Origin of the sequence: Pseudomonas sp. B21_DOA (assembly GCA_030544685.1) — a bacterium.
Classification (GTDB): domain Bacteria; phylum Pseudomonadota; class Gammaproteobacteria; order Pseudomonadales; family Pseudomonadaceae; genus Aquipseudomonas; species Aquipseudomonas fluorescens_AO.
The window spans coordinates 3,398,395-3,422,541 of record CP086683.1 but is presented as its reverse complement, the minus strand read 5'-3'; the positions used below and the strand labels follow the sequence as shown (position 1 = coordinate 3,422,541).

Below are 24,147 nucleotides of genomic sequence, written 5' to 3'. Positions count from 1 at the left end.
CATCATTCTGCGGTGGCCCTTTGTAACTGGGAGCCGACACTCGACAATACTTCGCTGGCGACCGTTTACTGGCTGGAAACAGCCTGGCGCTTGGCATATTCCTGCGCGAGGCTCTGGGCGGTTTGTTGAGCATATTCAATACAGGGTTCAATTCTGCTTCGCACCCCAATCTCCTCGATAGCGGCTATATACGCACTCTCGGTCAGGCACTTTTCAACCAGGGCGCTCGCAAGCGGCAAAGACACTGCTGGCAACGCCGGAATAAATTCCCGGACAAAATCGGCAGCACTGGCAAGCCGGTTGGCATCGGTTGCAAAGGCCCACTCGCGCAGACTCACGTCATGCAGGTTGCCGCCTTGATCCCAGCCGTCGGCAAAACGGTCTGTTTTTCCGCAAGCGCCCAGCACGCCGCAAACCAATAAGACAAGCAACCCAGTCAGCGTTTTCACGAACATCGGTACTCACTGTATTCAGACTGAAAAATGAAGAGCTGCAAATGATAGCAATATGATTGCATTTGCGTGCACAGAATCAGATCCGATGAAAAGACGCCACCTCTTACATCCGATGCTGCTCCAGCAAAAATCCACAAACAACCGCACCCGCACCGGCATCGCCGCGCCGCCGACGAACACCGCATGAATCGGTTCCTCATCGCCCGGGTTAAACGTTTGCAGCAGCGGGATCAGCGTACCGCGCTGCAAATCTTCCCTGACGGTGAACTCGCCAATCCGCGCAATTCCGGCGCCGAGTCTGGCGAACTGGGCCAGTGCTTCGCCGCTGCTGCATTCGATGTTGCCGCTGACTTTCAGCGAGAACTCCTTGCCGTCGCGGATAAACGGCCAGTTGGCTTCGGCGCGGCGGAAGTTGAAGCGTAGGCAGTTGTGCTTGAGCAGGTCTTCGGGTTGCTGAGGCGTGCTATGACGTTGCAGATAGTCGGGCGATGCCACCACGACCTGGCCGGTGTGACCGAGCCGGCGCGCGGTGAGTGGGCTGTCGGGCAAATGGCCGAAGCGGATGGCGACGTCCGCCTGACCGGCGAGGATGTCGACGACTTCGTCGCCAAGGCTGAGGTCGACGACGATGTTCGGGTAGCGGACGGTAAAGGCTGCGACCAGCGGCACAATGGTCAGCCGTCCATGGCCAAGGGCGGCACTGACACGCAAGCGGCCCTTGGGTACGCCTTGATCGGTGATGGCCCCTTCCACTTCGTCCATGTCGGCGAGAATTCGCCGGGCACCGCGCAGGAAGGCCTCGCCCTCGGCGGTAAACGTCAGCGCGCGGGTCGTGCGCAGCAACAGCCGAGTGCCGAGTCGCTGTTCAGCGCGGGCGATGATCCGACTGACCGCCGAAGGCGTCAGCCCCAGCGCACGCGCAGCCGCTGAGAGGCTGCCCTCCTGCGCCACGGTGACGAACACGCTCATTTCCCCTGATCTGCCGTTGAAGTCCATTCGTGCCTCTTACGCAAAGGTGATTGCCAAAATCGCCATCTACCGCCTGAAAACGATGGATCGTAGCATTGGCGGCATAGATGAGGAGACTTTCCATGCGTATCAATCCACCACTTGTTGCACTCGCTGTCGGCGCCTTTGGCATCGGCGTCACCGAGTTCGCGCCGATGGGCATGTTGCCCGGCATCGCCGCCGATCTCGGCGTTTCCATTCCCGCTGCGGGGTTGCTGGTCAGTGCCTACGCCTTGGGCGTGCTGCTCGGCGCGCCGCTGATGACCCTGACCACTGGCAAGATCCCCCGGCGCTATCTGCTGATCGGGCTGATGGCGATTTTCACCTTGGGTAATCTGATGTCGGCGCTGGCCACCGACTACTACAGCCTGATGGTCGCCCGGGTGATCACCTCGCTCAACCACGGCGCATTCTTTGGGGTCGGCTCGGTGGTGGCCGCCAGCGTGGTCGCGCCGGAAAAACGTGCCGGCGCCGTGGCGGCGATGTTCATGGGCCTGACGTTGGCGACCATCGGCGGTGTACCGCTGGCGGCGTGGTTTGGTGAGCTGTTCGGCTGGCGCACGGCGTTCTGGGGCATTACCGGTCTCGGCGTGCTGACCATGATCGCCTTGTGGTTCGCCCTGCCCAATCTGAAAGCAGAGCAAGGCGCGGGTGCGCTGGCGGAAATACGTGTATTGGGCCGCGGTCCGGTGTTGGCCGCGCTGGCCCTGACCGTGGTCGGCTCGAGTGCGATGTTCACCGTGTTCACCTACATCGCGCCGATTCTCAGCAGCGAAACCCACGCCTCCGCCGCGTTCATCACCGCCATGCTGGTGTTGTTCGGAATTGGTTTGACGCTGGGCAACATGTGGGGTGGCAAGGCTGCCGACCGTTCGATCGACCGCACCCTGATCGTGTCGCTGAGCGCATTGATTGTGGTGTTGCTGGCGTTCACGGTGCTGATGCGCTGGCCGCTGCCGGCCGCCGTGGCCATTCTGATCTGGGGTATCGCCAGCTTCGCTCTGGTGCCGCCGCTGCAGATGCGCGTGATGGAAGCGGCCAAGGACGCGCCGAATCTGGCTTCGGCGGTGAACATCGGCGCGTTCAATTTCGGCAACGCGATCGGCGCGGCGCTGGGTGGCGCGGTGATCAATGCCGGGCTGGGTTATCCAGCGATTTCCCTGGCCGGCGCGGCGATGGCTGGTCTGGGCCTGCTGATGGTGCTGACGTTCGCCTGGCGCTCCAGAGCCAGTGCCGCTGCGCTGGCGTGAGCCATTCGCAGCACTACGCTCCGCCCTGCTGATATTCGCGGGGCGTGCAGCCGAACTCGCGACGGAACACCGTGTGCAGGTATTGCGCAGACTTGAAGCCGCAGGCCTGGGCAATGTCGGCAATCGCCGCATCGGTGTTCTTCAAACCGCTGGTAGCCGCCGCCAGTTTGAAACGCAGAATCTCGTCATGCACGCTGCATCCGCGCTCGGCGCGAAAATGCGCTTCCAGCGATGAGCGCGACACGCCGACATAGGCCGCGACTTGCGCGGTCTTGATGCCCTGACAGGCATATTGGCGGATGAACAGCAGCGCTTGCATGACGTAGGGATTGCCCAACGGTTGGTGCAGGCTCGACACCTGCACGTTGACCGCGTCAGGCGGAATCAGGATTTGCGTACCGGTGGACGGCATGCCGTGGAGCATCTGGTGCAGCAATTGCGCGGCGGTGCGGCCCATGGTTTCGGTGCCCTGAATCACCGAACTCAGCGGCACACGAGTCAGGCTGCGGGTCAGCGGGTCGTTGTCGATGCCGATCAGCGCGACCTGCTCCGGCACAGCAATGCCGGCGGTCAGGCAGGCTTGCAGTAACTGCCGGGCGCGGGCGTCGCTGACCGCGATGATGCCGATCGGTTTGGGCAGGCTGTGCAGCCAGGCGATCAGTTGTTCCACAGCGCTGTCCCAGAGCGGCGCGCTGGTGCCCATGCCGCGATAGATCTCAGCGTGGAGGCCGTCTCGTTGCATCAGTTTTCGAAAGGCCTTTTCCCGCTCCTGCGCCCAGCGATTGGCTTGTGCCTCGGGCAGGCTGAAACAGGCAAAGCGCTGCAACCCCGCCTCGACCAGATGCGAGTAAGCCAGCGTGATCAATGCGTTGTTGTCAGTGGCAACGTAGGGAATCGCTTTGGGATAGGCGCGTGCATCCTCGTAGGAACCGCCCACCGCCACCACCGGCAAATGAATGTCGGCCAGCGCCTCGCCAATCAGCGGATCATCGAAGTCGGCAATGATCCCGTCACCCTGCCAGCGCTCGATGCCTTTCAAGCGGCAGAGAAAATCCTCTTCCAGAAACAGGTCCCAGGAAGCGCGGGTGCTGATCAGGTAGTTGCCGATGCCGCTGATGATTCCACGGTCGTAGATCTTGCTGCCGTTGAACAACAGGGCGATGCGGTGCACGGGCGGTAGGCTCTTCATTGTTTTTAGACTGTTCCGGGTCGCTTCGTCGCGGCGACGATGGACACAGACTAGGCGTGCGAGCGTATAAGCTCAATACGCAAAATCGCACTCGCAGTTGAGGCTTTTCATAATCAGCGGGCACGGGGCCGTTGCTAGTATCGAGACACCGCCAAGAACAACAAGGACAAGGTCCATGCAGTATTTCCCCAATATCGAGCCGGTTCGCTACGAAGGCCCGAACAGTGATTCGCCCCTCGCTTTCCGCCACTACAACGCCGACAAGCTGATCCTCGGCAAACCCATGCGCGAACACCTGCGCATGGCCGCGTGCTACTGGCACACCTTCGTCTGGCCGGGTTCCGATGTGTTCGGTGCCGGCACCTTCAAACGCCCATGGCAACGCAGCGGCGAGCCGATGCAACTGGCCATTGGCAAGGCTGAAGCCGCGTTCGAGTTCTTCAGTAAACTGGGCATCGATTACTACTGCTTTCACGACACGGACGTCGCCCCCGAAGGCAACTCGCTGAAGGAGTACCGCGAACACTTCGCGCAAATGGTCGACCGCCTTGAGCAACATCAGGAACAGAGCGGTATCAAGTTGCTCTGGGGCACCGCCAACTGCTTCAGCAATCCACGTTTTGCCGCCGGTGCTGCGAGCAATCCCGATCCGGAAGTGTTCGCCTGCGCCGCTGCGCAAGTGTTCAGCGCAATGAACGCCACCCATCGCCTCAAAGGCTCCAACTACGTGCTGTGGGGCGGTCGTGAGGGCTACGAAACCCTGCTCAATACCGACCTGAAACGTGAGCGCGAACAACTCGGGCGCTTTATGCGCATGGTGGTCGAGCACAAGCACAAGATCGGTTTCACCGGCGATCTGCTGATCGAACCCAGCCGCAGGAGCCGACCAAGCACCAATACGATTACGACAGCGCCACGGTGTTCGGCTTCCTCCAGCAGTACGGGCTGGAGAAGGAAATCAAGGTCAACATCGAAGCCAACCACGCGACCCTGGCCGGCCACAGCTTCCATCACGAAATTGCCACGGCTGCATCGCTGGGTATTTTCGGCAGCATCGACGCCAACCGTGGCGATCCACAAAACGGCTGGGACACCGACCAGTTCCCCAACAGCGTCGAAGAAATGACCCTGGCGACCTATGAAATCCTCAAGGCCGGCGGTTTCAAGAATGGCGGCTTCAACTTCGACTCCAAGGTGCGCCGGCAGAGCCTCGACGAGATCGACCTGTTCCACGGCCACGTCGGCGCCATGGACGTTCTCGCCCTGTCGCTGGAACGCGCTGCCGCGATGGTCGAGAACGATCAACTGCAAGTGCTCAAGGATCAACGCTACGCCGGTTGGCGTCAGCCGTTCGGGCAGGCGGTGATGGCGGGCGACTTCAATCTCGAGTCGCTGGCCGAGCACGCGTTCACCAACGAGCTGAACCCGCAAGCCGTCAGCGGCCGCCAGGAAATGCTCGAAAACATCGTCAACCGTTACCTGTATCGCTGATCGCCAAGGGAGGCTGCCGACGCAACGACGCTGTGACAATTGCACGACAATTCTGTGCCTGCTGCGTCGGCAGATTCTCTACAGTTCTACCAGCCCGATTCATCGTCAGGCCGTGTCTTTCCAACAAAAATAAAAGGACGCACCACCATGAACAACTTGAAACGTACGCTGTTGGCCAGTGCCCTGGCGTTGTTGGCCCTGCCGGTAATGGCCGACGCCACCCACCCGAAAATCGGTTTCTCCATTGACGACCTGCGTCTGGAACGCTGGTCGCGCGACCGCGATTACTTCGTCGCGGCGGCGGAAAAAATGGACGCCAAAGTCTTCGTGCAATCGGCGGACGCCAATGAGCAGAAGCAGATTTCACAGATCGAAAACCTCATCTCTCGCGGCGTCGATGTGATCGTCATCGTGCCGTTCAACGCGACAGTGCTGACCAACGCCGTGGCCGAGGCGAAGAAAGCCGGGATCAAAGTGGTGTCTTATGACCGGCTGATTCTCAACGCCGATGTCGACGCCTATATCTCCTTCGATAACGAAAAGGTCGGCGAGATGCAGGCCGGCGGCGTGCTGAAAGCAGCGCCCAAGGGCAATTACTTCTTGCTGGGTGGCGCGCCCACCGACAACAACGCCAAGATCCTCCGTGAAGGCCAGATGAAGGTGCTGCAACCGGCCATCGACAAGGGCGATATCAAGATCGTCGGCCAGCAGTGGGTCAAGGAATGGAACCCGACCGAAGCGCTGAGCATCGTTGAAAACGCCCTGACCCGTAACAACAACAAAATCGACGGCATCGTCGCCTCCAACGACGCTACCGCTGGCGGCGCTATCCAGGCATTGGCCGCGCAACAACTGGCCGGCAAGGTGCCGATTTCCGGTCAGGACGCCGACCTCGCAGCGGTCAAACGCGTGATCGCCGGCACGCAAACCATGACCGTGTATAAACCGCTGAAACTCATTGCGTCCGAAGCGGCCAAGCTCTCGGTTCAACTGGCACGCAACGAAAAACCGGCCTACACCTCGCAGTACGACAACGGCAGCAAAAGGTCGACACCATCCTGCTCACGCCAACGCCGTTGACCAAGGACAACATCGACTTGCTCGAACAGGACGGCTTCTACACCAAGGCGCAGATTGCCGGGAAATAACCAGAGCCCAAATCTCAGTTATGCGAAGAACCCTGTGGGAGCGAGCTTGCTCGCGAAGGCGGTGTATCAGTCAGCGATGCATTGCTTGAACTGACGCTTTCGCGAGCAAGCTCGCTCCCACAAGGGCTTTGTGGTGTTCAGGTCCCTGGTATACGAGCCTTTTCCATGTCCGACTATCTGCTGCAAATGAACGGCATCGTCAAAACCTTCGGCGGTGTCAAAGCGCTCAACGGCATCGACATCAAGGTCCGGCCCGGCGAATGCGTGGGCCTGTGCGGCGAGAATGGCGCCGGCAAGTCGACGCTGATGAAGATCCTCTCGGCGGTCTATCCCCATGGCACCTGGGACGGCGAAATCCTCTGGGACGGGCAACCGCTCCGGGCGCAATCGATCAGCGAAACCGAAGCCGCCGGCATCGTCATCATCCATCAGGAGCTGACGTTGGTTCCCGATCTGTCGGTGGCGGAAAACATCTTCATGGGCCATGAGTTGACGCTGCCCGGCGGGCGCATGAACTATCCGGCGATGATCCACCGCGCCGAAGCGTTGATGCGTGAATTGAAAGTGCCGGACATGAACGTTTCGCTGCCGGTTTCGCAGTACGGCGGCGGTTATCAGCAACTGGTGGAAATCGCCAAAGCCCTGAACAAACAGGCGCGTCTGCTGATCCTCGATGAGCCCTCCTCGGCCCTGAGCCGCTCGGAAATCGAAGTGCTGCTCGACATCATCCGCGACCTCAAAGCCAAGGGTGTCGCCTGCGTCTACATCTCGCACAAGCTCGATGAAGTCGCCGCCGTGTGCGACACCATTTCGGTGATCCGCGACGGCAAACACATCGCCACCACCGCCATGGCGGACATGGACATTCCGCAGATCATCACGCAGATGGTCGGCCGCGAAATGAGCAACCTCTACCCCAGCGAGCCGCATGAGATTGGCGAGGTGATTTTCGAGGCGCGCCACATCACTTGCTACGACGTCGACAACCCCAAGCGCAAACGGGTCGACGACATTTCCTTCAGCCTCAAGCGCGGCGAGATTCTTGGCATTGCCGGGCTGGTCGGCGCCGGCCGCACCGAACTGGTCACCGCACTGTTCGGCGCTTACCCCGGCCGCCACGAAGGCGAAGTCTGGCTGGACGGCCAGCCAATCGACACGCGCACGCCGCTGAAAGCGATCCGCGCCGGCCTGTGCCTGGTGCCCGAAGATCGCAAGCGCCAAGGCATCATTCCGGATCTCGGCGTCGGCCAGAACATCACCCTCGCCGTGCTCGAGAGTTATTCGAAAATGACCCGCATCGATGCCGAAGCCGAACTGGGCTGCATCGACCGGGAAATCTCCCGTCTGCATCTGAAGACCGCAAGTCCGTCCTTGCCGATCACCAGCCTGTCGGGCGGTAACCAGCAGAAAGCCGTGCTGGCGAAAATGCTGCTGGCCAAACCGCGCGTACTGATTCTCGACGAGCCGACCCGAGGCGTGGACGTCGGCGCCAAGTATGAGATCTACAAGTTGATGGGCGCGCTGGCCGCCGAAGGCGTGTCGATCATCATGGTTTCATCGGAACTGGCCGAAGTGCTCGGCGTCTCCGACCGCGTGCTGGTGATCGGCGAAGGCCAGTTGCGTGGAGACTTCGTCAACCATGAACTGACCCAGGAACAGGTACTCGCCGCCGCCCTCAGCCAGCCGGGCAGCCATAACAATAATGATCGGAAAACCGCGTAAATGAATCAGGTCAAACAACTGTTCACCCGCTACAAGATGCTCGCGCTGGTATTCGCCGTGGTGCTGATCTGGCTGTTCTTCAGCTGGCAGACCGAGGGCGGCTTCCTCACCCCGCGCAACCTTTCCAACCTGCTGCGGCAGATGTCGATCACCGGAATCCTTGCCTGCGGCATGGTGCTGGTGATCATCAGCGGCGAGATCGATTTGTCGGTGGGCTCATTGCTCGGCCTGCTGGGTGGCCTCGCGGCGATTCTCGACGTGGTCTATCACATTCCGCTGCTGGCGAATCTCAGTCTGGTTGCCCTGTGCGGCCTGATGATCGGCCTCGCCAATGGCTACATGGCCGCCTACTTGCGCATCCCCTCATTTATCGTCGGCCTCGGTGGGATGTTGGCGTTTCGCGGGATTCTGCTGGGGATCACCGGCGGCACCACCATCGCCCCGGTATCGCCGGAGCTGGTCTACGTCGGCCAGGGTTATCTGCCCCACGCGATCGGCACTGGCCTGGGTGTGCTGCTGTTCGTGCTGACGATTTTTCTGACCTGGAAACAACGACGCAATCGCGCCCTGCACGGTCTGGCGGCGCATTCGCTGGTGCGTGATGTTGTGCGCGTGCTGGTGATCGGCGCGGTACTGGCCGGTTTCGTCCAGACCCTCAACAGTTACGACGGCATTCCCGTGCCGGTGCTGCTGTTGCTGATTCTGCTCGGTGTGTTCAGCTACGTCACCAGCCAGACCGTGTTCGGCCGCCGGGTCTATTCGGTCGGCAGCAACATGGAAGCGACGCGCCTGTCAGGCATCAATGTGCAAGCGGTCAAGCTGTGGATCTTCGGCATCATGGGCGTGATGTGCGCCCTCGCCGGCGTGGTCAACACCGCACGCCTCGCCGCCGGTTCGCCCTCGGCCGGCAGCATGGGCGAACTCGACGCCATCGCCGCCTGCTTCATCGGCGGCACCTCCATGCGCGGTGGCTCCGGCACCGTCTACGGCGCCCTCCTCGGCGCGCTGGTGATCACCAGTCTGGACAACGGCATGTCCATGCTCGACGTGGATAGTTACTGGCAGATGATCGTCAAGGGCAGCATTCTGGTGTTGGCGGTCTGGGTGGATGTGAGTACACGCACGGCGCGGCGTTAAATGAATGAACTGGCAAGTCAGATTGCACAAAGGAGCCGTGATGACATGGATTTCATTATTGATTTGCTGGCCCATCGCACAGGCGTCTTTGTACTGCGGTTATTGAGCGGCGGGCGGTTCAAGGGTGAGCGTGGCTTTGCCTGGGGTTGGGCAGTGGTGATTGGCGGTGCAGTTTTATTGGCGCCGTTCTTGGCGTTTTTCGCGTGGCTGATTAATCGAGGAGCTTGAACGCTGGTCAATAAAAACGGCAAACCAAAACTGGGGCATCGGCAGTCCGGCGCCCCGCTTTACTTGAAAGCCGACGACGACATCAGCGCTTCGCCGGTGGCTTGAACTGACGATCAATCACCAGCATCTTCGCGGCGCACAGGGCCAAACGCTCGTCGATCACCCGCTCCTGTTCGGTTTGGAGACAGGTCTCACAAAGCCCCGCATGGCCGGCGCTTGCCTTGTAACGCTCTGCTTGCGGCGAGGTTTTGTACAGCTTGTTGCAACTTGTACAAGTTTGACGCAGGTCGTCGTTTTCCATGGCCCTTCTTCCTGTCAAGGCACAATCGGGTCATCAACCATTACATGAGTCGAATCAAATCTGTACAAAAAAATCAATTTGTCGCTTCGTTTGCAAAGCTTCCTAATTAATAGAACCCGCAGACTTACTTGTACTTGCGTTCCAGCTTAGTTGTATCGGCTGCTAATTTGCAGAGTTGTGCGGAATAAACGCAGCGATATTCGTCGTGAAGATAAATAACATCTAAATGCCACCACCGGCCATGTGACTTCATTATATTCCGTCGTTCCGCTTAGTCTCTTTTCTCAAACTAGCTCAGTGGAAAACACGAGCTCCTTATACCGTAAGCGCGGTCTGTATAACTTATTTTCAACCGATACGAACGCATGTCGAGATGTTAGAAAAATCTATGAATTTCCTGGCACGAGGAACATCCCTCTTTCATGAGCAACAGGAGAGCCTCATGAGCCAGACAGATTTGTACATGATCAAATACCGCCTTCACGGCGTGCCCAAATCCTTCATTATCCGCGCCAAATTGATGAACAACGCGGAAGCCTGGCAGTGGGCAAGTTGCGACGCAGGGTTGACGCCGATCCCCAAGCCCGGCCGGCCTCCGCTGAAGCGTTTCTCAAAGCCTATGGCCGAACGGTTCGGCGTTACCGACGTGCAATGGCACGAATCGAAGGCGGTGTGTTGGGACGAGGATCTGGCGATATGAAAAACCCGCGCCGCCCATCTGCCCCAGAGCAGCACAACGCGAGAAACGCCGGACTTGCGTGCCGTGCGCAAAGCTCTGCCGACCAGGAGATTTGCAATGTGTGAGTACATCGTTCAACACACCGCCCCGCAACAACTGGCGACTCTTCTGGTGACCGGCCAGATGGCAAACGTTGACGCACAAGCCGATACGGCCGGTGACGGCGCTTCCGGCAAATGCGCACCTGACGGGCGCCACCTCATCAAACCGGGTATGCAGGTCAATGGCATCTGTCGCCGCGACGGTGCTCTGGACTGCTTGCCCGTGCGCTGGGGCTGGTCACCCACCTGGTCGATGGGCGCCCTGCCTCCGCTGACCCATTTGCCGTTGCATCTGGTCATGCGCTCGAAGTTATTTGACCGGGTCAAACACGACGGGCGCATGCTCGTCGCGGTGGAAGGCTGGTATGAGGCCCTCGACGCCGGAATGTTCATTCATTCGCGCAACCTTGCCTACACCACAGCCCGTGAGCCTTGTCCGATCTTTCTCGCCGCACTTGCTCAGGTCAGCGGAACCCGTAGCGGTTGTGATGGCCTGGCATTGATCACCCATGAGGACACAGAAATGAAACGTCAGCGTCTGTTGGCGTTCACCGCAAAGGATGCGCTGGAATGGCTGCACCCTGATCTGGAGTGGGCGCAGGCGCATGTATTGGCCGCGCACAAAGCCGTGCTCGAACCTCAGCTTGAACAGGTGCTGTCCTCGCAACGGACATCGCGCTTGCGCTGAATCGGGTAAAACATCTGCCCATTGAGCACTCCACAGCGGGCAGTCGAAACGTGGCAATCATGCGTTCAAACGTCACTCACCGCCGGGTAATCCAAATACCCTTCCCAGCCCTGGCTGAACCACGTACTCATTTCGCTCTGGGCCAATGGCAACTGGCGGGCAAATCTAAGCGGCAGATCCGGATTGGCTATATACGGCCGTCCAAACGCAATCGCATCGGCGAGCCCTGCGTCCAATTGTGCTTGCGCCCGCGCAAATCCGTAGTCCGAATTGAGGATCAGCACGCCTTTGAATACATCGCGGATCACCCCGGCCAGCGGCGGTCGTTCAGACTTGCCAAAAGTGCCGTCCAGCGGTGGCTCGCGGACTTCCAGATGAGCAATGCCGATCGCTGACAGCACCTCGGCGGCGCGGATGAACAGCGCTTCGGGATCGCTGTCAAGGATGCCCTGCTCGTAGCTGCTTGGGGTCAAGCGCACGCCGGTGCGGTCGGCGCCGATGACTTCGGCGACCGCCTCGGTCACTTCCTTGAGCAAGCGGATGCGGTTGTCGATCGAACCGCCATAGGCATCGCTGCGGAAATTGTCACTGTCGCGCAGAAACTGGTCGATCAGATAACCGTTGGCGGCGTGGATCTGCACGCCATCGAAACCCGCCTCGATTGCATTGCGGGTCGCCTGTCGAAAGTCTTCCAGCAATGCGGGGATTTCTTCCAGCGGTAACGCGCGCGCCGGGGTATACGGCTGCTTGCCGGCGTAGGTGTGCGCCTGCCCCGGCGCGGTGGTGACCGATGCGGAAACCGGCTGGCCGCCGCCAAGGAAACTCGGGTGCACGACCCGGCCCATGTGCCACAGCTGCGCGATGATCCGGCCACCAGCGCCATGCACTGCATCGGTGACCTTGCGCCAGCCGGAATCATCTATCTACTGTGGGAGCGAGCTTGCTCGCGAAAGCGGTGTGTCAGGCGATGATGGTGTCGAATGTGCCGACGCCTTCGCGAGCAGGCTCGCTCCCACAGTTTTTTCGGCATGGCTGGGGATTTGTGGTGTGGCAATACAAGCTGGTTTTTGAGGTTGCCAAGGATCTGGGGGAATCATCTATCTACTGTGGGAGCGGGCTTGCTCGCGAAAGCGGTGTGTCAGGCGATGATGCTGTTGAATGTGCCGCCCCCTTCGCGAGCAAGCTCACTCCCACAGTTTTTTCGGCATGGCTGGGGATTTGCGGTGTGGCAGCACAAGCTGGTTTTTGAGGTTGCCAAGGATCTGGGGGAATCATCTATCTACTGTGGGAGCGAGCTTGCTCGCGAAAGCGGTGTGTCAGGCGATGACGGTGTTGAATGTGCCGACGCCTTCGCGAGCAGGCTCGCTCCCACAGTTTTTTCGGCATGGCTGGGGATTTGTGGTGTGGCAATACAAGCTGGTTTTTGAGGTTGCCAAGGATCTGGGGGAATCATCTATCTACTGTGGGAGCGGGCTTGCTCGCGAAAGCGGTGTGTCAGGCGATGATGGTGTCGAATGTGCCGACGCCTTCGCGAGCAAGCTCGCTCCCACAGTTTTTTCGGCATGGCTGGGGATTTGTGGTGTGGCAATACAAGGTGGTTTTTGAGGTTGCCAAGGATCTGGGGGAATCATCTATCTACTGTGGGAGCGGGCTTGCTCGCGAAAGCGGTGTGTCAGGCGATGATGGTGTTGAATGTGCCGACGCCTTCGCGAGCAAGCTCGCTCCCACAGTTTTTTCGGCATGGCTGGGGATTTGTGGTGTGGCAATACAAGCTGGTTTTTGAGGTTGCCAAGGATCTGGGTGAATCATCTATCTACTGCGGGGAGCGGGCTTGCTCGCGAAAGCGGTGTGTCAGGCGATGATCGTGTTGAATGTGCCGACGCCTTCGCGAGCAAGCTCACTCCCACAGTTTTTTCGGCATGGCTGGGGATTTGTGGTGTGGCAATACAAGCTGGTTTTTGAGGTTGCCAAGGATCTGGGGGAATCATCTATCTACTGTGGGAGCGAGCTTGCTCGCGAAAGCGGTGTGTCAGGCGATGACGGTGTTGAATGTGCCGACGCCTTCGCGAGCAGGCTCGCTCCCACAGTTTTTTCGGCATGGCTGGGGATTTGTGGTGTGGCAATACAAGCTGGTTTTTGAGGTTGCCAAGGATCTGGGGGAATCATCTATCTACTGTGGGAGCGAGCTTGCTCGCGAAAGCGGTGTGTCAGGCGATGATGGTGTCGAATGTGCCGACGCCTTCGCGAGCAAGCCCGCTCCCACAGGTTTTTCGGCATGGCAATTGAGATTGACTTTAAACCTGAAGGCGTCGGCTCGCTAATCAGGCAGTCATTTCCCGATTGATCGCAACCATCTGCTCGCGGGTGAACTCTGTGCCGGGCGCCATGAATCGGGCCATCAAAGCATCGCGGTTCAGCGGCGCGCGGGCTTTGTCCGCAGCTTCGAGCGCCTGTTTGAGTTCCGGCAGGGTCAGCTCGGTGCAGTAAGCGGGGGTCCCGGGTTGTTGACGCCATGAATCCTGAAGACCGCCGGCAGCGAGCGCGGTGAATCCGGTTTCTTCGACCAGATCCTGCGCGATCGCCTCAGCACGCACATCATCGCCGGCGACTGGCAAGGCGATGCGAGTTGCGGATTCGGCAGGTTGACCTTGATCGGCCAGCGTAGCAGCGAGTACGGCGTTCCACGCTTTGATCAGCGGGCGGCCGATCTGCTCGCTGACCCAGACGCTTTCAGGTTTGCCCTCGTCCACTTCCCTGATTGCCCCGTCACGCTGCGGGTAATAATTGGAGGTATCGATGACCACGACTTGCTCGGGAACCTGGCTCAGCATTTGTTTCAAATCAGGGTATCGGGCGAAGGGAATCGACAGGATGATCACGTCGACGTCGGCCACGGCCTGCTCTTTGGTCACCGCCTTGGCACCGACCTCGTCAGCGAGCGTCTGAATGCTTTGCGGGTCTTTCGAATTGGCCAGTTTGATCTGATGACCGCAGGCCGCCAGCTTGCGTGCCAGCGTCGCGCCGATGTGGCCGGCGCCGATGATTCCGATGTTCATTTCAATACCCTCTCTGGTACGTGTGTTATCGCCCGGTTGAGCGCGCGTTTGGATTGAGTCGTCGGCTCAGTCAGCCGCCGGATGGGCAAGCGCATCCAGCGTCAGACGAAGCGCCTCAATCCCCTGCTCATCGAGTTGGCAGGCAGATTTGATTTTGCCGGTGATGGCTCTGATGTCATTTTCCATGGCTCGGCTTTCAGGCGTCAGGTCGATCAGCACGCGGCGCTCGTCTGCCGGATCGCGCTTGCGCGTGACCAGTCCGGCGCTTTCCAAGCGTTTGAGTAGCGGCGTGATGGTTCCCGCATCCATGGCCAGGTAAGTGCCGAGTTCGCCCACCGACAGTGGCGCGCCATCGAGAAGTTGGAGGATCACCAGATATTGCGGAAAGGTTATGCCCAGGGGTTCCAGATACGGCTTGTGCAAACGCACGACCCGGTTGGCGGCGGCGTAGAGTGAAAACGACAGCTGCGTTCCCACGTGATTTCGGCTCGAGCTCATTTCATAGTTCGCTATTGTATAGTGCGCTATATATTTCATGAGTACGATAGGAGTGTCAACCCAGGCAGCTCGTGCGGTGTCGATCAGCACCTGTTTCAGCGACCCGGATCGCCAACAGAGGTGCTGATCGCCACGCTTCGGGTTTACTTGTGCGCCAGCAACGATTTACGTTCGGCCTTGGCGTGCTTCATGGCAGCGATTTCCCGCTCGCACGCTTCGACATCGAAAGAGTTGTCCCACTTGGCAATGGCAATGGTGCCGATGCCGTTGCCGATCAGGTTGGTCACTGCTCGCGCTTCGTTGAGGAAGCGGTCGATGCCCAACAGCAGCACCAGGCCCACCAGAGGAATCGAGTGAATGGTGGTGAGGGTGGCCGCCAGCGTTACAAACCCCGCCCCCGCCACACCGGCCGAGCCTTTGGAGGTCAGCAGGAACACGCCGAGCAGAATCATCTGATCCATGAACGTCAGCGGCGTGTTGGTCGCCTGGGCAATGAAAATCGCCGCCATGGTCAGGTAGATGCAGGTGCCGTCTGCATTGAAGGTGTAGCCCGTCGGCAGGACCATGCCGACCACGGATTTCTTGCAGCCGAGCTTTTCCAGTTTGACCATCATTCGCGGCAGCACCGCTTCGGTCGAACAGGTGCCCAGGGTGATCAGGATTTCATCTTTGAAATAACGCAGAAACTGCATCATCGGCATACCCGACCATCGCGCCACCGTGCCCAGTACGACGACGATGAAGATCAGCGTGGTGATGTACAGCGCGACCAGCAACTGCCCCAGCGACAGCAGAGTGCCAATGCCGTATTTGCCGATGGTGAATGCCATGCCGGCCCCCGCGCCCAGCGGCGCCAGACGCATGACCATCGCGACGATTTTGAACAGACCTTGCAGGAACAGATCGATGGTGTTGATCAGCGGTTTGCTGGTTTCGCCCATTTGCACCAAGGCGACGCCCATCAGCACCGACAACAGAATCACTTGCAGCATGACGCCATTGGAGAAAGCGCCGAGGAAGGTATGCGGAATGATATTGAGGAAGAACTCGACCAGACCGCCCTGCTCGCTCGCCGCCTGGCTGTATTTGTTGACAGCGCTGCCATCGAGGGTTCCGGCGTTGATGTTCATGCCGGCACCGGGCTTGACCACGTTGACTACGATCAGGCCGACCACCAGAGCGATGGTGGAAAGAATCTCGAAGTAGATCAGCGCTTTCACACCGATCCGTCCGACCTCCTTGATGCTGCCCATCTTGGCGATACCGACCACCACCGTGCCGAAAATGATCGGCGCCAGGAGCATCTTGATCAGCTTGATGAAACCGTCGGCAAACGGCTGCAGCTTGGCGCCGATGTCGGGCACGAAGTATCCGATGGCAGCGCCGATGACGATGCCGATCAGCACTTGCACATAGAGCTGGCTGTACCAGCGCGATTTTGAAGTTTCCACGGAAGCACCTCATTTTATTGTTGTGGTGGGCATGTGGCTTTGGCGTCGAGGATGACGCCGGAAGGTGCGGCCTCGGCAAACGAGGCCGCAGATAAAACCGAATCAGCCCTCGCCCAGTTCGCGCATGACGGCATACAACGCAGATTTGGCTTCGAAGCCGACGCCCGGGATATCCGGCAGCCCGACGTAGCCGTTCTCCACTCGGATGCCATCGGCAAACCCGCCGAATGGCTGGAACACGTCCGGGTACGATTCGTTGCCGCCCAAGTGCAGACCGGCGGCGATGTTCAGCGACATCTGGTGACCACCATGCGGCACCACGCGGCGCGAGGACCAACCCAGCTCTTCCATCACTTTCAGGGTGCGCATGTACTCGACGAGACCGTAGGACAGCGCGCAGTCGAATTGCAGGTAGTCGCGGTCAGGGCGCATGCCGCCGTGGCGCAACAGGTTGCGGGCATCCTGGTGAGAGAAGAGGTTTTCGCCGGTGGCCATCGGCAGTTCGTAGTGATTGGCCAACTCAGCCTGGAGCGCATAATCCAGCGGGTCGCCGACTTCTTCGTACCAGAACAGGTTGTACTTCTTGATCGCTTCGGCGTAGGCGATACCGGTCTGCAGATCGAAGCGGCCGTTGGCGTCGACCGCCAGGCGCTGGCCGTCGCCCACCACTTCGAGCACCGCTTCGATGCGGCGGATATCTTCGTCCAGCGGCACCGCGCCGATCTTCATCTTGACCACGTCGTAGCCACGATCCAGATAGCTCTGCATTTCCGCCTTGAGCTTGCTCTGGTCCTTGCCCGGGTAGTAATAGCCACCCGCCGCATACACCCAGACTTTGTCATCGGCGACGCCGTTGCGATAACGGTCGGCTAGCAGGCGATACAGCGGCTTGCCTTCGATCTTCGCCACCGCGTCCCACACCGCCATATCGATGGTGCCGACCGCTACTGAACGCTCGCCATGCCCGCCCGGTTTTTCGTTGGTCATCAGGGTTTTCCAGATGGCGAACGGATCGAGGTTATTGTTCTCGTGATCGATCAGGGTTTCCGGGTCGGCTTCAGTGATCCGCGCCAGAAAACGGTCGCGCATCAACGCGCCCTGGCCGTAGCGACCGTTGGAGTTGAAGCCGTAACCGATGACCGGTTTGCCGTCGCGAATCACGTCGGTAATGACCGCGACGACCGAGCAGGTCATCTTCGAAAAATCGATGTAGGCATTGGCGATCGGGGAAGCAATGGAGACGGTTTTTTCACGGATATCGACGATACGCATGACGGGTTCCTCTTGTTGTGGTGACCCAACGTTATGCTTTGCGACGACACCCGCCCAATGCTATTAATGCCGCGCCCTATGCACAGGAGGCATTGCCCTTGGAACTGGTTTGGCTTGAGGATTTTTCAGCACTGGCCGAGTACGGCAGCTTTGTCCGGGCCGCCGAAGCGCGCCATGTGACGCAGCCGGCGTTCAGTCGCCGAGTGCGCTCGCTGGAGAACTGGATGGGTGTCGAATTGTTCGTGCGCACCCCGCAAGGCGCGACGTTGACCGAGGCCGGCCGGCAGATTTTGCCCAGCGCCCAGGAAGCGGCCAGACGCCTGTACCGCATGCGCTCCGAGGCTCAGGAAGTGGCCGGCATGGCCGCGAAAACCTTGCAGTTCGCCGCCACTCATTCGCTGTCATTCACCTTCTTCCCACGCTGGTTGCGCAGCGCCGAAAGTGGCGCGCCGATCGATGCGGTTCGCCTGCATTCCGACAGCATGGCCGTGTGCGAACAGATGCTGATTCATGGCCAGGTGCAGTTCCTGCTATGCCATCGCCACCCCGACGTTCCGCCATTACTGGCGCCTGATCAGTTCATTGGCAAGAAGGTCGGCGAGGACGTACTTGTGCCGCTGGCGAGTGCTTCAGCCCAGTTCGGCACGTCGCCTGAAACCCTGCCCTATCTGGCCTACACCCACGAATCCGGACTGGGCCGAATCGTCGCCCACAGGTTGCATGGCAAGGCTGATTATCTGCACCTGAAACCGCTGTTCAGCAGCCACTTGGCCGCAGTGCTGATGTCGATGGCGCTGGAAAGCAAAGGTGTGGCCTGGCTGCCGAAAAGCCTGACCGAACAGGAAATGGCTGACGGGCGTCTGGTCAGGGCACTGGATGAAAGTTGGGATATACCACTGGAGATTCATTTGACTCGCCCGACGGCACCGATCAGTCCGTCGGCGGAGGAATTCTGGGCGAAGCTGGGGAGTGAGCGCCGCGATTGTGCGTTTTGCCGGAAACCTCAGCCCTCACCCCAGCCCTCTCCCGAGGGAGAGGGAGCCGATTTCGCTGAGGTTCAATCCTGAGTTCGACCCGGTATTTCAGGTCGGCGTATCTCTACTAAACACCTCGGTCAGTCCCCTCTCCTCCGGGAGAGGGCTAGGATGAGGGGCTTTTGGCCTTTGATTCGATTTATGCCACCGTGAGCCCAGTCCATTGCTCCGAAACCGCCCAGAGTCGCTCCGCCAACTCGCCATCCGCCGCCCATTTCGCAACACCCTTGCGGCCGACTTCAGGTTGATTGATCGGCGCAACATTGCAGTCTTCGCAATACACGCCACCCAACTCCGCAAGCGCCGCACTGGTCGCACACCACAACCCCGTCGCGGCGCCCTGCTCCACCGTTTTCAGTCCGTTGTGGGCATCCAGCCGTGGCCGGCCCTGCTCATCCAGCGCATCGAATGTGGCAAGTTCCGCCGTGCTCAAGTGCCGTGCCAGGTCCGTCAGGATCTGCCCCGGATGCAATGAAAATGCGCGAACGCCATGGCTACGCCCACGCTGATCCAGTGCAATCGCGAACAAGGCGTTGGCCGTTTTCGACTGACCATAGGCGACCCATTTGTCATACGGCCGCTGCAAGAAATCGATGTCATCAAAGTCGACCCCGGCAATCTGATGCCCGCGCGAGGACACCGACAGCACCTGCGCCTGCCCAGCCTTGACCAGCGCCGGCCAAAGGCCGCAGGTCAGGCGATAGTGGCCCAAGTGATTGGTCGCGAACTGGCTTTCATGGCCATCGGCATCACGCAGCAATGGCGCGGCCATGATTCCGGCGCAGTTGATCAGCAATGACACTGGCTGACCCGCGCTGACCACGCTGTGGCTGAACGCCGCCACCGACTCGGCCTGCATGAGATCCATGGGCATCACGCTGACACCGTCAACACCCGCCAATGCTGCCTGAGCACGCGCCGTATCTCTGGCCGGCACAATGACTTGCGCGCCCGCCGCCGCGAGGCTTTTCACCGTCAGCAGACCGAGGCCGGAATAACCGCCAGTGACCACGGCGAGTTGCCCGTGCAGATCGACGCCGGCCATGACCTCGGCCGCTGTGCTGGCGGCGTTGAACGGTGATTGCACAGGTTGTTGAAGCGTGACCATGAGGGTAATCCTGAGTGAGCTATCGAAGGCCTTCATTCTTGGCTAAGCTCTCGGGACGAACCAGTCTGATAAATCCAGGTTTCTGTCGTGGTCATCCAAAATCCTGCTGGCGATCCACTCTCTGCCGTATTGGCACTCTCGGAACTGCGCGCAGCCTGCTCGGTTCGCTTGCAAGCGGGAGGCGACTGGGCGCTGCGTTTCCAACCCATCGAACTGAAATTCAACGTTGTGCGACGAGGCGAATGCTGGCTGCGCATGCAAGGCATGCCGGCGCGCCTGTTGCAGGCCGGCGACTGTTTTGTGGTGTCGCGTACGCCGTTCATTCTGGCCAGCGGCGTCGATGTCGAGGCGGTGAACGCTGCAGATGTTTTTGCCTTCGACGGCGCCTCGGCGACGTTCGGCGTCGGCGAGGATGTGGAGTTGCTGGGGGCAGCGTGTCGCTGTCGGGTCCAGGCGCGACAGAGCTGCTTGAGGTGTTGCCGGCCTCGCTGATCATTCGTGCCGAAACCGCAGGCGCCTCGTCGTTTGGCTGGCTGCTCGATGAACTGGGCCGCGAGTGGCCGTCGCATCAGGCCGGCTCGCAGGCAATGTGCAATGACCTGCTGCGGCTGATCTTCATCCATGCGCTGCGCCATCACATCAATAGCGCCGATGCCGAACAACTGGCGTGGCTGGGCGGGCTGCGGGAACCGGCGATCGCTGGCGTCTTGCGCGCCATTCATGCGGCTCCGGAAAAGCCCTGGCGCCTGACGCAAATGGCCGAGATTGCCTGTATGTCGCGATCCGGTTTCGCCGCGCTGTTCAAGACATGCATGGGTGTAGCGCCAGTCGAATACGCCACGCGCTGGCGGATGCGCGTGGCCGCGTTTCGCTTGCGCAATGGTCGAGACACTGTGGCGACTGTCGCCGCGTCACTGGGCTATCTGTCCGACGCGGCTTTTGGCGCTGCCTTCCGCCGCGTGCACGGAATATCGCCTGGGCACTACCGGCGCGATCCATTCTTATAGTCCGATAATCGAGGTTATGATCACGACAATCGCCGCCAAGGACATCCGCCGATGCCTGCCATGAAAACCTGCCCTACCCCCGCGCCACTGCTCAAGCCCGGCGAAACCGTGGTGCTGTTCGACGGCGTGTGCAAACTGTGCAACGGCTGGGCGCGTTTTCTGATTCGCCATGACCGCCAGCGCCGCGTGCGGCTGGCGACCGTGCAATCGCCCGAGGGCCAGGCCTTGCTGGCGTGGGCCGGTTTGCCGCTGGACGAGTTCGACACCATGGCGGTGCTCCGCGACCGGCATTATTGGGAGCGCTCGGATGCATTCCTGGAAGTGGTCGGGCAATTGCCGGGGCGCTGGCAGCCGCTGAAACTGCTGCGCATTGTCCCGCGTCGTCTGCGCGATTGGGCTTACGATCGCATCGCGCTGAATCGCTATCGCCTGTTCGGCAGGTACGACACTTGCCTGCTGCCAACAGCGGATCACGAAAGCCGTTTCCTAAAGGCCCACGGCTAAGTTGATCAGTTGCAGCGGCGTCATTTTCGTCACCATCATCAGCACGATGACAAACATCCCGGCGAACCCGGCGACGCCCATCCAGAACCACCAGCGGTACGTGCTCGCGTAGCGATCATCCAGCGGCTGGTCAGCCTCGCCCGCGCTCAGCGCCATGGTCTGCAAACGCTTTTGCAACACCAGCACCGGCAGCCACAACGCGCCCACACAGATAAAAATGATCAGCGAAGTCAGCAGCCATTCGGTGCTCATCGCAAGCCCCGAGAGCCGCATCAGCAGATAGCCGGTAATGACCTGCACAAACCCGGCCGGCGTGGTGATCCACGTATCAAAGCGCACCACCATTCGTGCGACATGGGCGATCACTTGCGGGTTGCCGCTGCGGCTGGCGGCGATCAGGTAGAGGTAGGAGCCCATGCCGAAACCAAAGAGGAAAATCGCCGCAATGACGTGCAAGTACTTCAGGCAGAGATAGAGCATCTCAACGATGCCCTTCGGCGAACTGAACCGACAGGCTCAAGTTGGCCGGATCGTTGATCGCCGCCAGATATTCATCGACGCTGATTTCGCCAACACACGGCCGCGCGCCGGCCTGCGGTACATAACCCCGAGCCATTTTGATTGCGAGAGCGACGGCGGCGCAGCTGGGAATTTCCGGGCCTTTGTCATTCAGTGCGGTGAGTTGCGCGGTCATGCTCAGCGGCTGGTCGTCAAGTCCGATGCCTTGAACATCGATGTACATCGCGCTTTTGCCATCACCGAAGCGTTCGAACCACGTGCCCAAGCGATGCAGACGCGCCGCCCAGCGCACATGATCGCGCACCAGACCAAAGCGCAAGGCTTGCGCGAGCAAGGCGTTGGCGACACCGCCGAGCTTCAGGCCGGCGCCAGCCTTGAAGCGCAGCGTCTGTGCGCCATAGCGGCGTGCGAAAATACCCATGTCCGGCACATCGACATTGGCCAGCACCCGCTTGCCCAGTTGCGGCATGCTGCGCAGGGTCAGGTCGAGCCAGCCCAATACTTCGTGAACCTGGCCGTTTTTCAATTGTTTGATCGGTTTGCCGGCATAGGCGAGCACCCCTCGACCGTGGACAGCCCCGGCATTTTTGCCGAGGAAGAAATGCCATGCTCGATCGAGTCGATTCGCGCAAAACGCGAGCGCTGCTGATCGATGATTGCCGAAGATAAGGTCGGCACGGAGCTGCAACCGCTGAGCACCGCTACGCCGGCTTCCCTGGCGCGGGCGTTGAGTACATCAATGCCGTTGACGAAGGTGCGGCAGTCAGCCAGATCGCAATAATTGACCCCGGCGCCGATGCAGCTTTCAGCCACTGCGTAGGATTGCCCCTGAAACGGCCCGCCGGTGTGCACCACCAACTGGATATTGAGCTCGCGCAGCGCCGCCTGAAAATCTGCGCCCATTGCATCGCCGCACCAGCCTTCGCACGGGCGGCCCGACTGCGCTTGCAGCTCGTCAACCTTGCGCTGCAACTTGCGCGCATCGCGGCCCGACAGCAGCAGCTCAATCTCTGGCATCTGCGCCAGATGCCGACAGACGATGCTGCCGAAATTGCCGTAACCACCGACGACCATCACCCTGAATGCCATTGCCCTGTCCCTGTTCCAGCCCAAACGTATGGCGCTGAGGATATAGGCCGCAGCGGCAATCAGACATCTATTTTGCAACCGGGTATCACTGCGTCCGCTTGTCCCGGGCAAAAAGAATGAACCCAACGCCCCGCTTGTCGCCTAACGCACAGACCATCAGGAGGTAAGCCTATGCAAATCGAAACCGTGTGGATCGTATTGGCGGTCATTCTCGTGCTGATCGAGCTTTGGGCCATCAACCGGGTGCGTAAAAGCGAGGGGAAATCGAGCAATAAAGGCGTGTGGATCGTGCTGATCGTGTTTGTGCCGCTGTTCGGTCTGATCGCCTGGGCACTGGCGGGGCCCAAGCATGTCGGTCGCATTTCGCCTTCCCAGGCGAACCGGTGAACCAGAGATGCAGGCCCGTCTCAGCATCACCACAGCCCGGCTTATGCCGGGCTTGTTATATGCAATGTCTGTTGCGCGGAGATCTTGCAGGCTGCACGAAAGCATTGTGCCTGCTTCGATGCCAGCCCTTGATTTAGAAGGGTTGTGCTTGATCGGCGAGTTGGCATGAGTCCTGCGATAGCCTCTTCCTGAATACACAGCAGCGTGAAAAAAGAACGCTGTGTTCAATCCGTGAAAAGCAGAGGCCTTAAAAAATGAATGCCATCGACCTTCTCAAAGCCGACCATGAAAAAGTAAAAGCCATCCTCAGCCAACTGAGTGAGTCCACCGACCGCGCGCTGAAAAAACGCGTCGAGTTGCTGGGCAAACTGGAAATGGAAATCACCATCCACACTCGCCTTGAAGAAGAAATTCTTTACCCTGCCTTCAAGGAAGCCGGCAGCAAGGAAGAAGACATCATGTACTACGAGGCCAAGGAAGAGCACCGCACCGTGGACTCGCTGGTGCTGCCTGATCTGAAAGAAACCGATCCGGGCACCCCGGAATTTGCCGGTCGGGTCAAAGTGGTCAAGGAGCTGCTGGAGCACCACATCGAAGAGGAAGAAGAGGAAATGTTCCCGAAAGCGCAGAAGCTTCTGGGCAAAGCCAAGCTCGAGGAACTGGGCGCGCAAATGGAAGCCTTGAAGGCGAGCCACAAAAGGAAATGGCGGCTAACAAGATCGCCGCATGAAGCGCTGAAGACACCGAAGCCCGACAGCGATGCCGGGCTTTTTTGTGCGCTCAAAATGAATCTCCTCTCACACTGGATTTGGGGGTGTTCCGGAA

22 protein-coding genes and 7 pseudogenes are annotated in these 24,147 nt (G+C 59.8%); 16 read left to right on the top strand and 13 right to left on the bottom strand.

Annotated elements, in window-relative coordinates; translation table 11 throughout:
- Positions 1 to 65: 65 nt before the first annotated feature.
- Positions 66 to 455, bottom strand: coding sequence for a hypothetical protein (locus tag LJU32_15800; GenBank protein WKV87242.1), 390 nt, complete (start codon positions 453 to 455; stop codon positions 66 to 68).
- A gap of 103 nt (positions 456 to 558) precedes the next feature.
- Positions 559 to 1,451 (bottom strand): annotated as a pseudogene (locus LJU32_15795) (LysR family transcriptional regulator).
- 95 nt (positions 1,452 to 1,546) lie between these two features.
- Between LJU32_15795 and LJU32_15790 the strand changes: the two are divergent.
- The gene (locus tag LJU32_15790) at positions 1,547 to 2,713 is read left to right on the top strand and encodes an MFS transporter (protein ID WKV87241.1); all 1,167 of its coding nucleotides are present in this window, start codon (positions 1,547 to 1,549) and stop codon (positions 2,711 to 2,713) included.
- A gap of 13 nt (positions 2,714 to 2,726) precedes the next feature.
- Here the strand turns inward: LJU32_15790 and LJU32_15785 are convergent, their stop codons facing one another.
- Positions 2,727 to 3,902 (bottom strand): DNA-binding transcriptional regulator, encoded by a 1,176-nt coding sequence (locus LJU32_15785; GenBank protein WKV87240.1) that lies wholly within the window; start codon positions 3,900 to 3,902, stop codon positions 2,727 to 2,729.
- A 175-nt stretch (positions 3,903 to 4,077) separates the two neighbouring features.
- Here LJU32_15785 and xylA point away from each other — a divergent pair.
- From xylA to LJU32_15760, 5 genes and pseudogenes are all read left to right on the top strand, one after another.
- Positions 4,078 to 5,393, top strand: a pseudogene (gene xylA / locus LJU32_15780) (xylose isomerase).
- Positions 5,394 to 5,540: 147 nt separating this feature from the next.
- A pseudogene (gene xylF / locus LJU32_15775) lies at positions 5,541 to 6,541 on the top strand (D-xylose ABC transporter substrate-binding protein).
- Between the two features lie 165 nt (positions 6,542 to 6,706).
- Positions 6,707 to 8,263: a D-xylose ABC transporter ATP-binding protein gene (gene xylG / locus LJU32_15770; GenBank protein ID WKV87239.1), complete on the top strand. Its 1,557-nt coding sequence runs from the start codon at positions 6,707 to 6,709 to the stop codon at positions 8,261 to 8,263.
- Complete coding sequence (locus LJU32_15765; GenBank protein WKV87238.1) at positions 8,264 to 9,400, top strand: sugar ABC transporter permease; 1,137 nt, start codon at positions 8,264 to 8,266, stop codon at positions 9,398 to 9,400.
- Positions 9,401 to 9,628 carry a hypothetical protein gene (locus LJU32_15760; protein WKV87237.1) on the top strand — a complete coding sequence of 76 codons (228 nt, stop codon included), beginning with the start codon at positions 9,401 to 9,403 and terminating at the stop codon, positions 9,626 to 9,628.
- Positions 9,629 to 9,710: 82 nt separating this feature from the next.
- Here LJU32_15760 and LJU32_15755 read toward each other — a convergent pair whose 3' ends face one another.
- Positions 9,711 to 9,929 carry a hypothetical protein gene (locus LJU32_15755; GenBank protein ID WKV87236.1) on the bottom strand — a complete coding sequence of 73 codons (219 nt, stop codon included), beginning with the start codon at positions 9,927 to 9,929 and terminating at the stop codon, positions 9,711 to 9,713.
- A gap of 442 nt (positions 9,930 to 10,371) precedes the next feature.
- Here LJU32_15755 and LJU32_15750 point away from each other — a divergent pair, with 442 nt between their 5' ends.
- Positions 10,372 to 10,629 (top strand): hypothetical protein, encoded by a 258-nt coding sequence (locus LJU32_15750; protein ID WKV87235.1) that lies wholly within the window; start codon positions 10,372 to 10,374, stop codon positions 10,627 to 10,629.
- Positions 10,630 to 10,725: 96 nt separating this feature from the next.
- Positions 10,726 to 11,397 carry an SOS response-associated peptidase family protein gene (locus tag LJU32_15745; GenBank protein WKV87234.1) on the top strand — a complete coding sequence of 224 codons (672 nt, stop codon included), beginning with the start codon at positions 10,726 to 10,728 and terminating at the stop codon, positions 11,395 to 11,397.
- Positions 11,398 to 11,462: 65 nt separating this feature from the next.
- Here the strand turns inward: LJU32_15745 and LJU32_15740 are convergent, their stop codons facing one another.
- Complete coding sequence (locus LJU32_15740; protein WKV91114.1) at positions 11,463 to 12,320, bottom strand: alkene reductase; 858 nt, start codon at positions 12,318 to 12,320, stop codon at positions 11,463 to 11,465.
- A 17-nt stretch (positions 12,321 to 12,337) separates the two neighbouring features.
- On the opposite strand from LJU32_15740, the gene LJU32_15735 reads away from it, so the two are divergent.
- Both LJU32_15735 and LJU32_15730 read left to right on the top strand, forming a co-directional pair.
- Entirely contained in the window at positions 12,338 to 12,646 is a 309-nt protein-coding gene (locus tag LJU32_15735) for a hypothetical protein (protein WKV91222.1), read from the top strand.
- A 47-nt stretch (positions 12,647 to 12,693) separates the two neighbouring features.
- Positions 12,694 to 13,002: a hypothetical protein gene (locus LJU32_15730; GenBank protein ID WKV91221.1), complete on the top strand. Its 309-nt coding sequence runs from the start codon at positions 12,694 to 12,696 to the stop codon at positions 13,000 to 13,002.
- A 568-nt stretch (positions 13,003 to 13,570) separates the two neighbouring features.
- Here the strand turns inward: LJU32_15730 and LJU32_15725 are convergent.
- From LJU32_15725 to LJU32_15705, 5 genes and pseudogenes are all read right to left on the bottom strand, one after another.
- Positions 13,571 to 13,660, bottom strand: a pseudogene (locus LJU32_15725) (DUF4381 domain-containing protein).
- A 58-nt stretch (positions 13,661 to 13,718) separates the two neighbouring features.
- Positions 13,719 to 14,507: an NAD(P)-binding domain-containing protein gene (locus tag LJU32_15720; GenBank protein WKV91113.1), complete on the bottom strand. Its 789-nt coding sequence runs from the start codon at positions 14,505 to 14,507 to the stop codon at positions 13,719 to 13,721.
- A gap of 12 nt (positions 14,508 to 14,519) precedes the next feature.
- On the bottom strand, positions 14,520 to 14,951 hold the full coding sequence (locus tag LJU32_15715; GenBank protein WKV91112.1) for a MarR family transcriptional regulator: 432 nt from the start codon (positions 14,949 to 14,951) through the stop codon (positions 14,520 to 14,522).
- A gap of 143 nt (positions 14,952 to 15,094) precedes the next feature.
- Positions 15,095 to 16,402, bottom strand: a complete 1,308-nt coding sequence (gene dctA / locus LJU32_15710; GenBank protein ID WKV87233.1) for a C4-dicarboxylate transporter DctA — start codon at positions 16,400 to 16,402, stop codon at positions 15,095 to 15,097.
- Between the two features lie 102 nt (positions 16,403 to 16,504).
- Entirely contained in the window at positions 16,505 to 17,674 is a 1,170-nt protein-coding gene (locus LJU32_15705) for a mandelate racemase/muconate lactonizing enzyme family protein (protein ID WKV87232.1), read from the bottom strand.
- A 98-nt stretch (positions 17,675 to 17,772) separates the two neighbouring features.
- On the opposite strand from LJU32_15705, the gene LJU32_15700 reads away from it, so the two are divergent.
- Entirely contained in the window at positions 17,773 to 18,741 is a 969-nt protein-coding gene (locus LJU32_15700) for a LysR family transcriptional regulator (GenBank protein ID WKV87231.1), read from the top strand.
- 106 nt (positions 18,742 to 18,847) lie between these two features.
- On the opposite strand, the gene LJU32_15695 is transcribed toward LJU32_15700, so the two are convergent.
- The gene (locus tag LJU32_15695; GenBank protein ID WKV87230.1) at positions 18,848 to 19,816 is read right to left on the bottom strand and encodes an SDR family NAD(P)-dependent oxidoreductase; all 969 of its coding nucleotides are present in this window, start codon (positions 19,814 to 19,816) and stop codon (positions 18,848 to 18,850) included.
- 87 nt (positions 19,817 to 19,903) lie between these two features.
- Here LJU32_15695 and LJU32_15690 point away from each other — a divergent pair.
- The 3 genes and pseudogenes from LJU32_15690 to LJU32_15680 all read left to right on the top strand — a co-directional run bounded on the left by LJU32_15690 (position 19,904) and on the right by LJU32_15680 (position 21,327).
- Positions 19,904 to 20,227 (top strand): annotated as a pseudogene (locus LJU32_15690) (cupin domain-containing protein).
- On the top strand, positions 20,110 to 20,823 hold the full coding sequence (locus LJU32_15685) for an AraC family transcriptional regulator (protein WKV91111.1): 714 nt from the start codon (positions 20,110 to 20,112) through the stop codon (positions 20,821 to 20,823). The pseudogene LJU32_15690 and the gene LJU32_15685 overlap by 118 nt, the downstream one beginning before the upstream one ends.
- Positions 20,824 to 20,874: 51 nt before the next feature.
- Entirely contained in the window at positions 20,875 to 21,327 is a 453-nt protein-coding gene (locus LJU32_15680; protein WKV87229.1) for a thiol-disulfide oxidoreductase DCC family protein, read from the top strand.
- Here LJU32_15680 and LJU32_15675 read toward each other — a convergent pair.
- The gene (locus LJU32_15675) at positions 21,310 to 21,807 is read right to left on the bottom strand and encodes a DUF2269 domain-containing protein (GenBank protein ID WKV87228.1); all 498 of its coding nucleotides are present in this window, start codon (positions 21,805 to 21,807) and stop codon (positions 21,310 to 21,312) included. The two genes, LJU32_15680 and LJU32_15675, sit on opposite strands and share 18 nt — an antisense overlap.
- 1 nt (position 21,808) lies before the next feature.
- Positions 21,809 to 22,935: pseudogene (locus LJU32_15670) on the bottom strand (saccharopine dehydrogenase NADP-binding domain-containing protein).
- Between the two features lie 171 nt (positions 22,936 to 23,106).
- Here LJU32_15670 and LJU32_15665 point away from each other — a divergent pair.
- The gene (locus LJU32_15665) at positions 23,107 to 23,322 is read left to right on the top strand and encodes a PLD nuclease N-terminal domain-containing protein (protein ID WKV87227.1); all 216 of its coding nucleotides are present in this window, start codon (positions 23,107 to 23,109) and stop codon (positions 23,320 to 23,322) included.
- 254 nt (positions 23,323 to 23,576) lie between these two features.
- A pseudogene (locus LJU32_15660) lies at positions 23,577 to 24,023 on the top strand (hemerythrin domain-containing protein).
- Positions 24,024 to 24,147: the final 124 nt, after the last annotated feature.

Coding starts and splice junctions, on each gene's coding strand:
- LJU32_15765 (WKV87238.1), top strand. CDS start 8,264: ATGAATCAGGTCAAACAACTGTTCACCCGCTACAAGATGCTCGCGCTG.
- LJU32_15755 (WKV87236.1), bottom strand. CDS start 9,929: ATGGAAAACGACGACCTGCGTCAAACTTGTACAAGTTGCAACAAGCTG.
- LJU32_15785 (WKV87240.1), bottom strand. CDS start 3,902: ATGAAGAGCCTACCGCCCGTGCACCGCATCGCCCTGTTGTTCAACGGC.
- LJU32_15675 (WKV87228.1), bottom strand. CDS start 21,807: ATGCTCTATCTCTGCCTGAAGTACTTGCACGTCATTGCGGCGATTTTC.
- LJU32_15760 (WKV87237.1), top strand. CDS start 9,401: ATGAATGAACTGGCAAGTCAGATTGCACAAAGGAGCCGTGATGACATG.
- LJU32_15715 (WKV91112.1), bottom strand. CDS start 14,951: ATGAGCTCGAGCCGAAATCACGTGGGAACGCAGCTGTCGTTTTCACTC.
- xylG (WKV87239.1), top strand. CDS start 6,707: ATGTCCGACTATCTGCTGCAAATGAACGGCATCGTCAAAACCTTCGGC.
- LJU32_15790 (WKV87241.1), top strand. CDS start 1,547: ATGCGTATCAATCCACCACTTGTTGCACTCGCTGTCGGCGCCTTTGGC.
- LJU32_15695 (WKV87230.1), bottom strand. CDS start 19,816: ATGGTCACGCTTCAACAACCTGTGCAATCACCGTTCAACGCCGCCAGC.
- LJU32_15705 (WKV87232.1), bottom strand. CDS start 17,674: ATGCGTATCGTCGATATCCGTGAAAAAACCGTCTCCATTGCTTCCCCG.
- LJU32_15665 (WKV87227.1), top strand. CDS start 23,107: ATGCAAATCGAAACCGTGTGGATCGTATTGGCGGTCATTCTCGTGCTG.
- LJU32_15800 (WKV87242.1), bottom strand. CDS start 455: ATGTTCGTGAAAACGCTGACTGGGTTGCTTGTCTTATTGGTTTGCGGC.
- LJU32_15745 (WKV87234.1), top strand. CDS start 10,726: ATGTGTGAGTACATCGTTCAACACACCGCCCCGCAACAACTGGCGACT.
- LJU32_15750 (WKV87235.1), top strand. CDS start 10,372: ATGAGCCAGACAGATTTGTACATGATCAAATACCGCCTTCACGGCGTG.
- LJU32_15680 (WKV87229.1), top strand. CDS start 20,875: ATGCCTGCCATGAAAACCTGCCCTACCCCCGCGCCACTGCTCAAGCCC.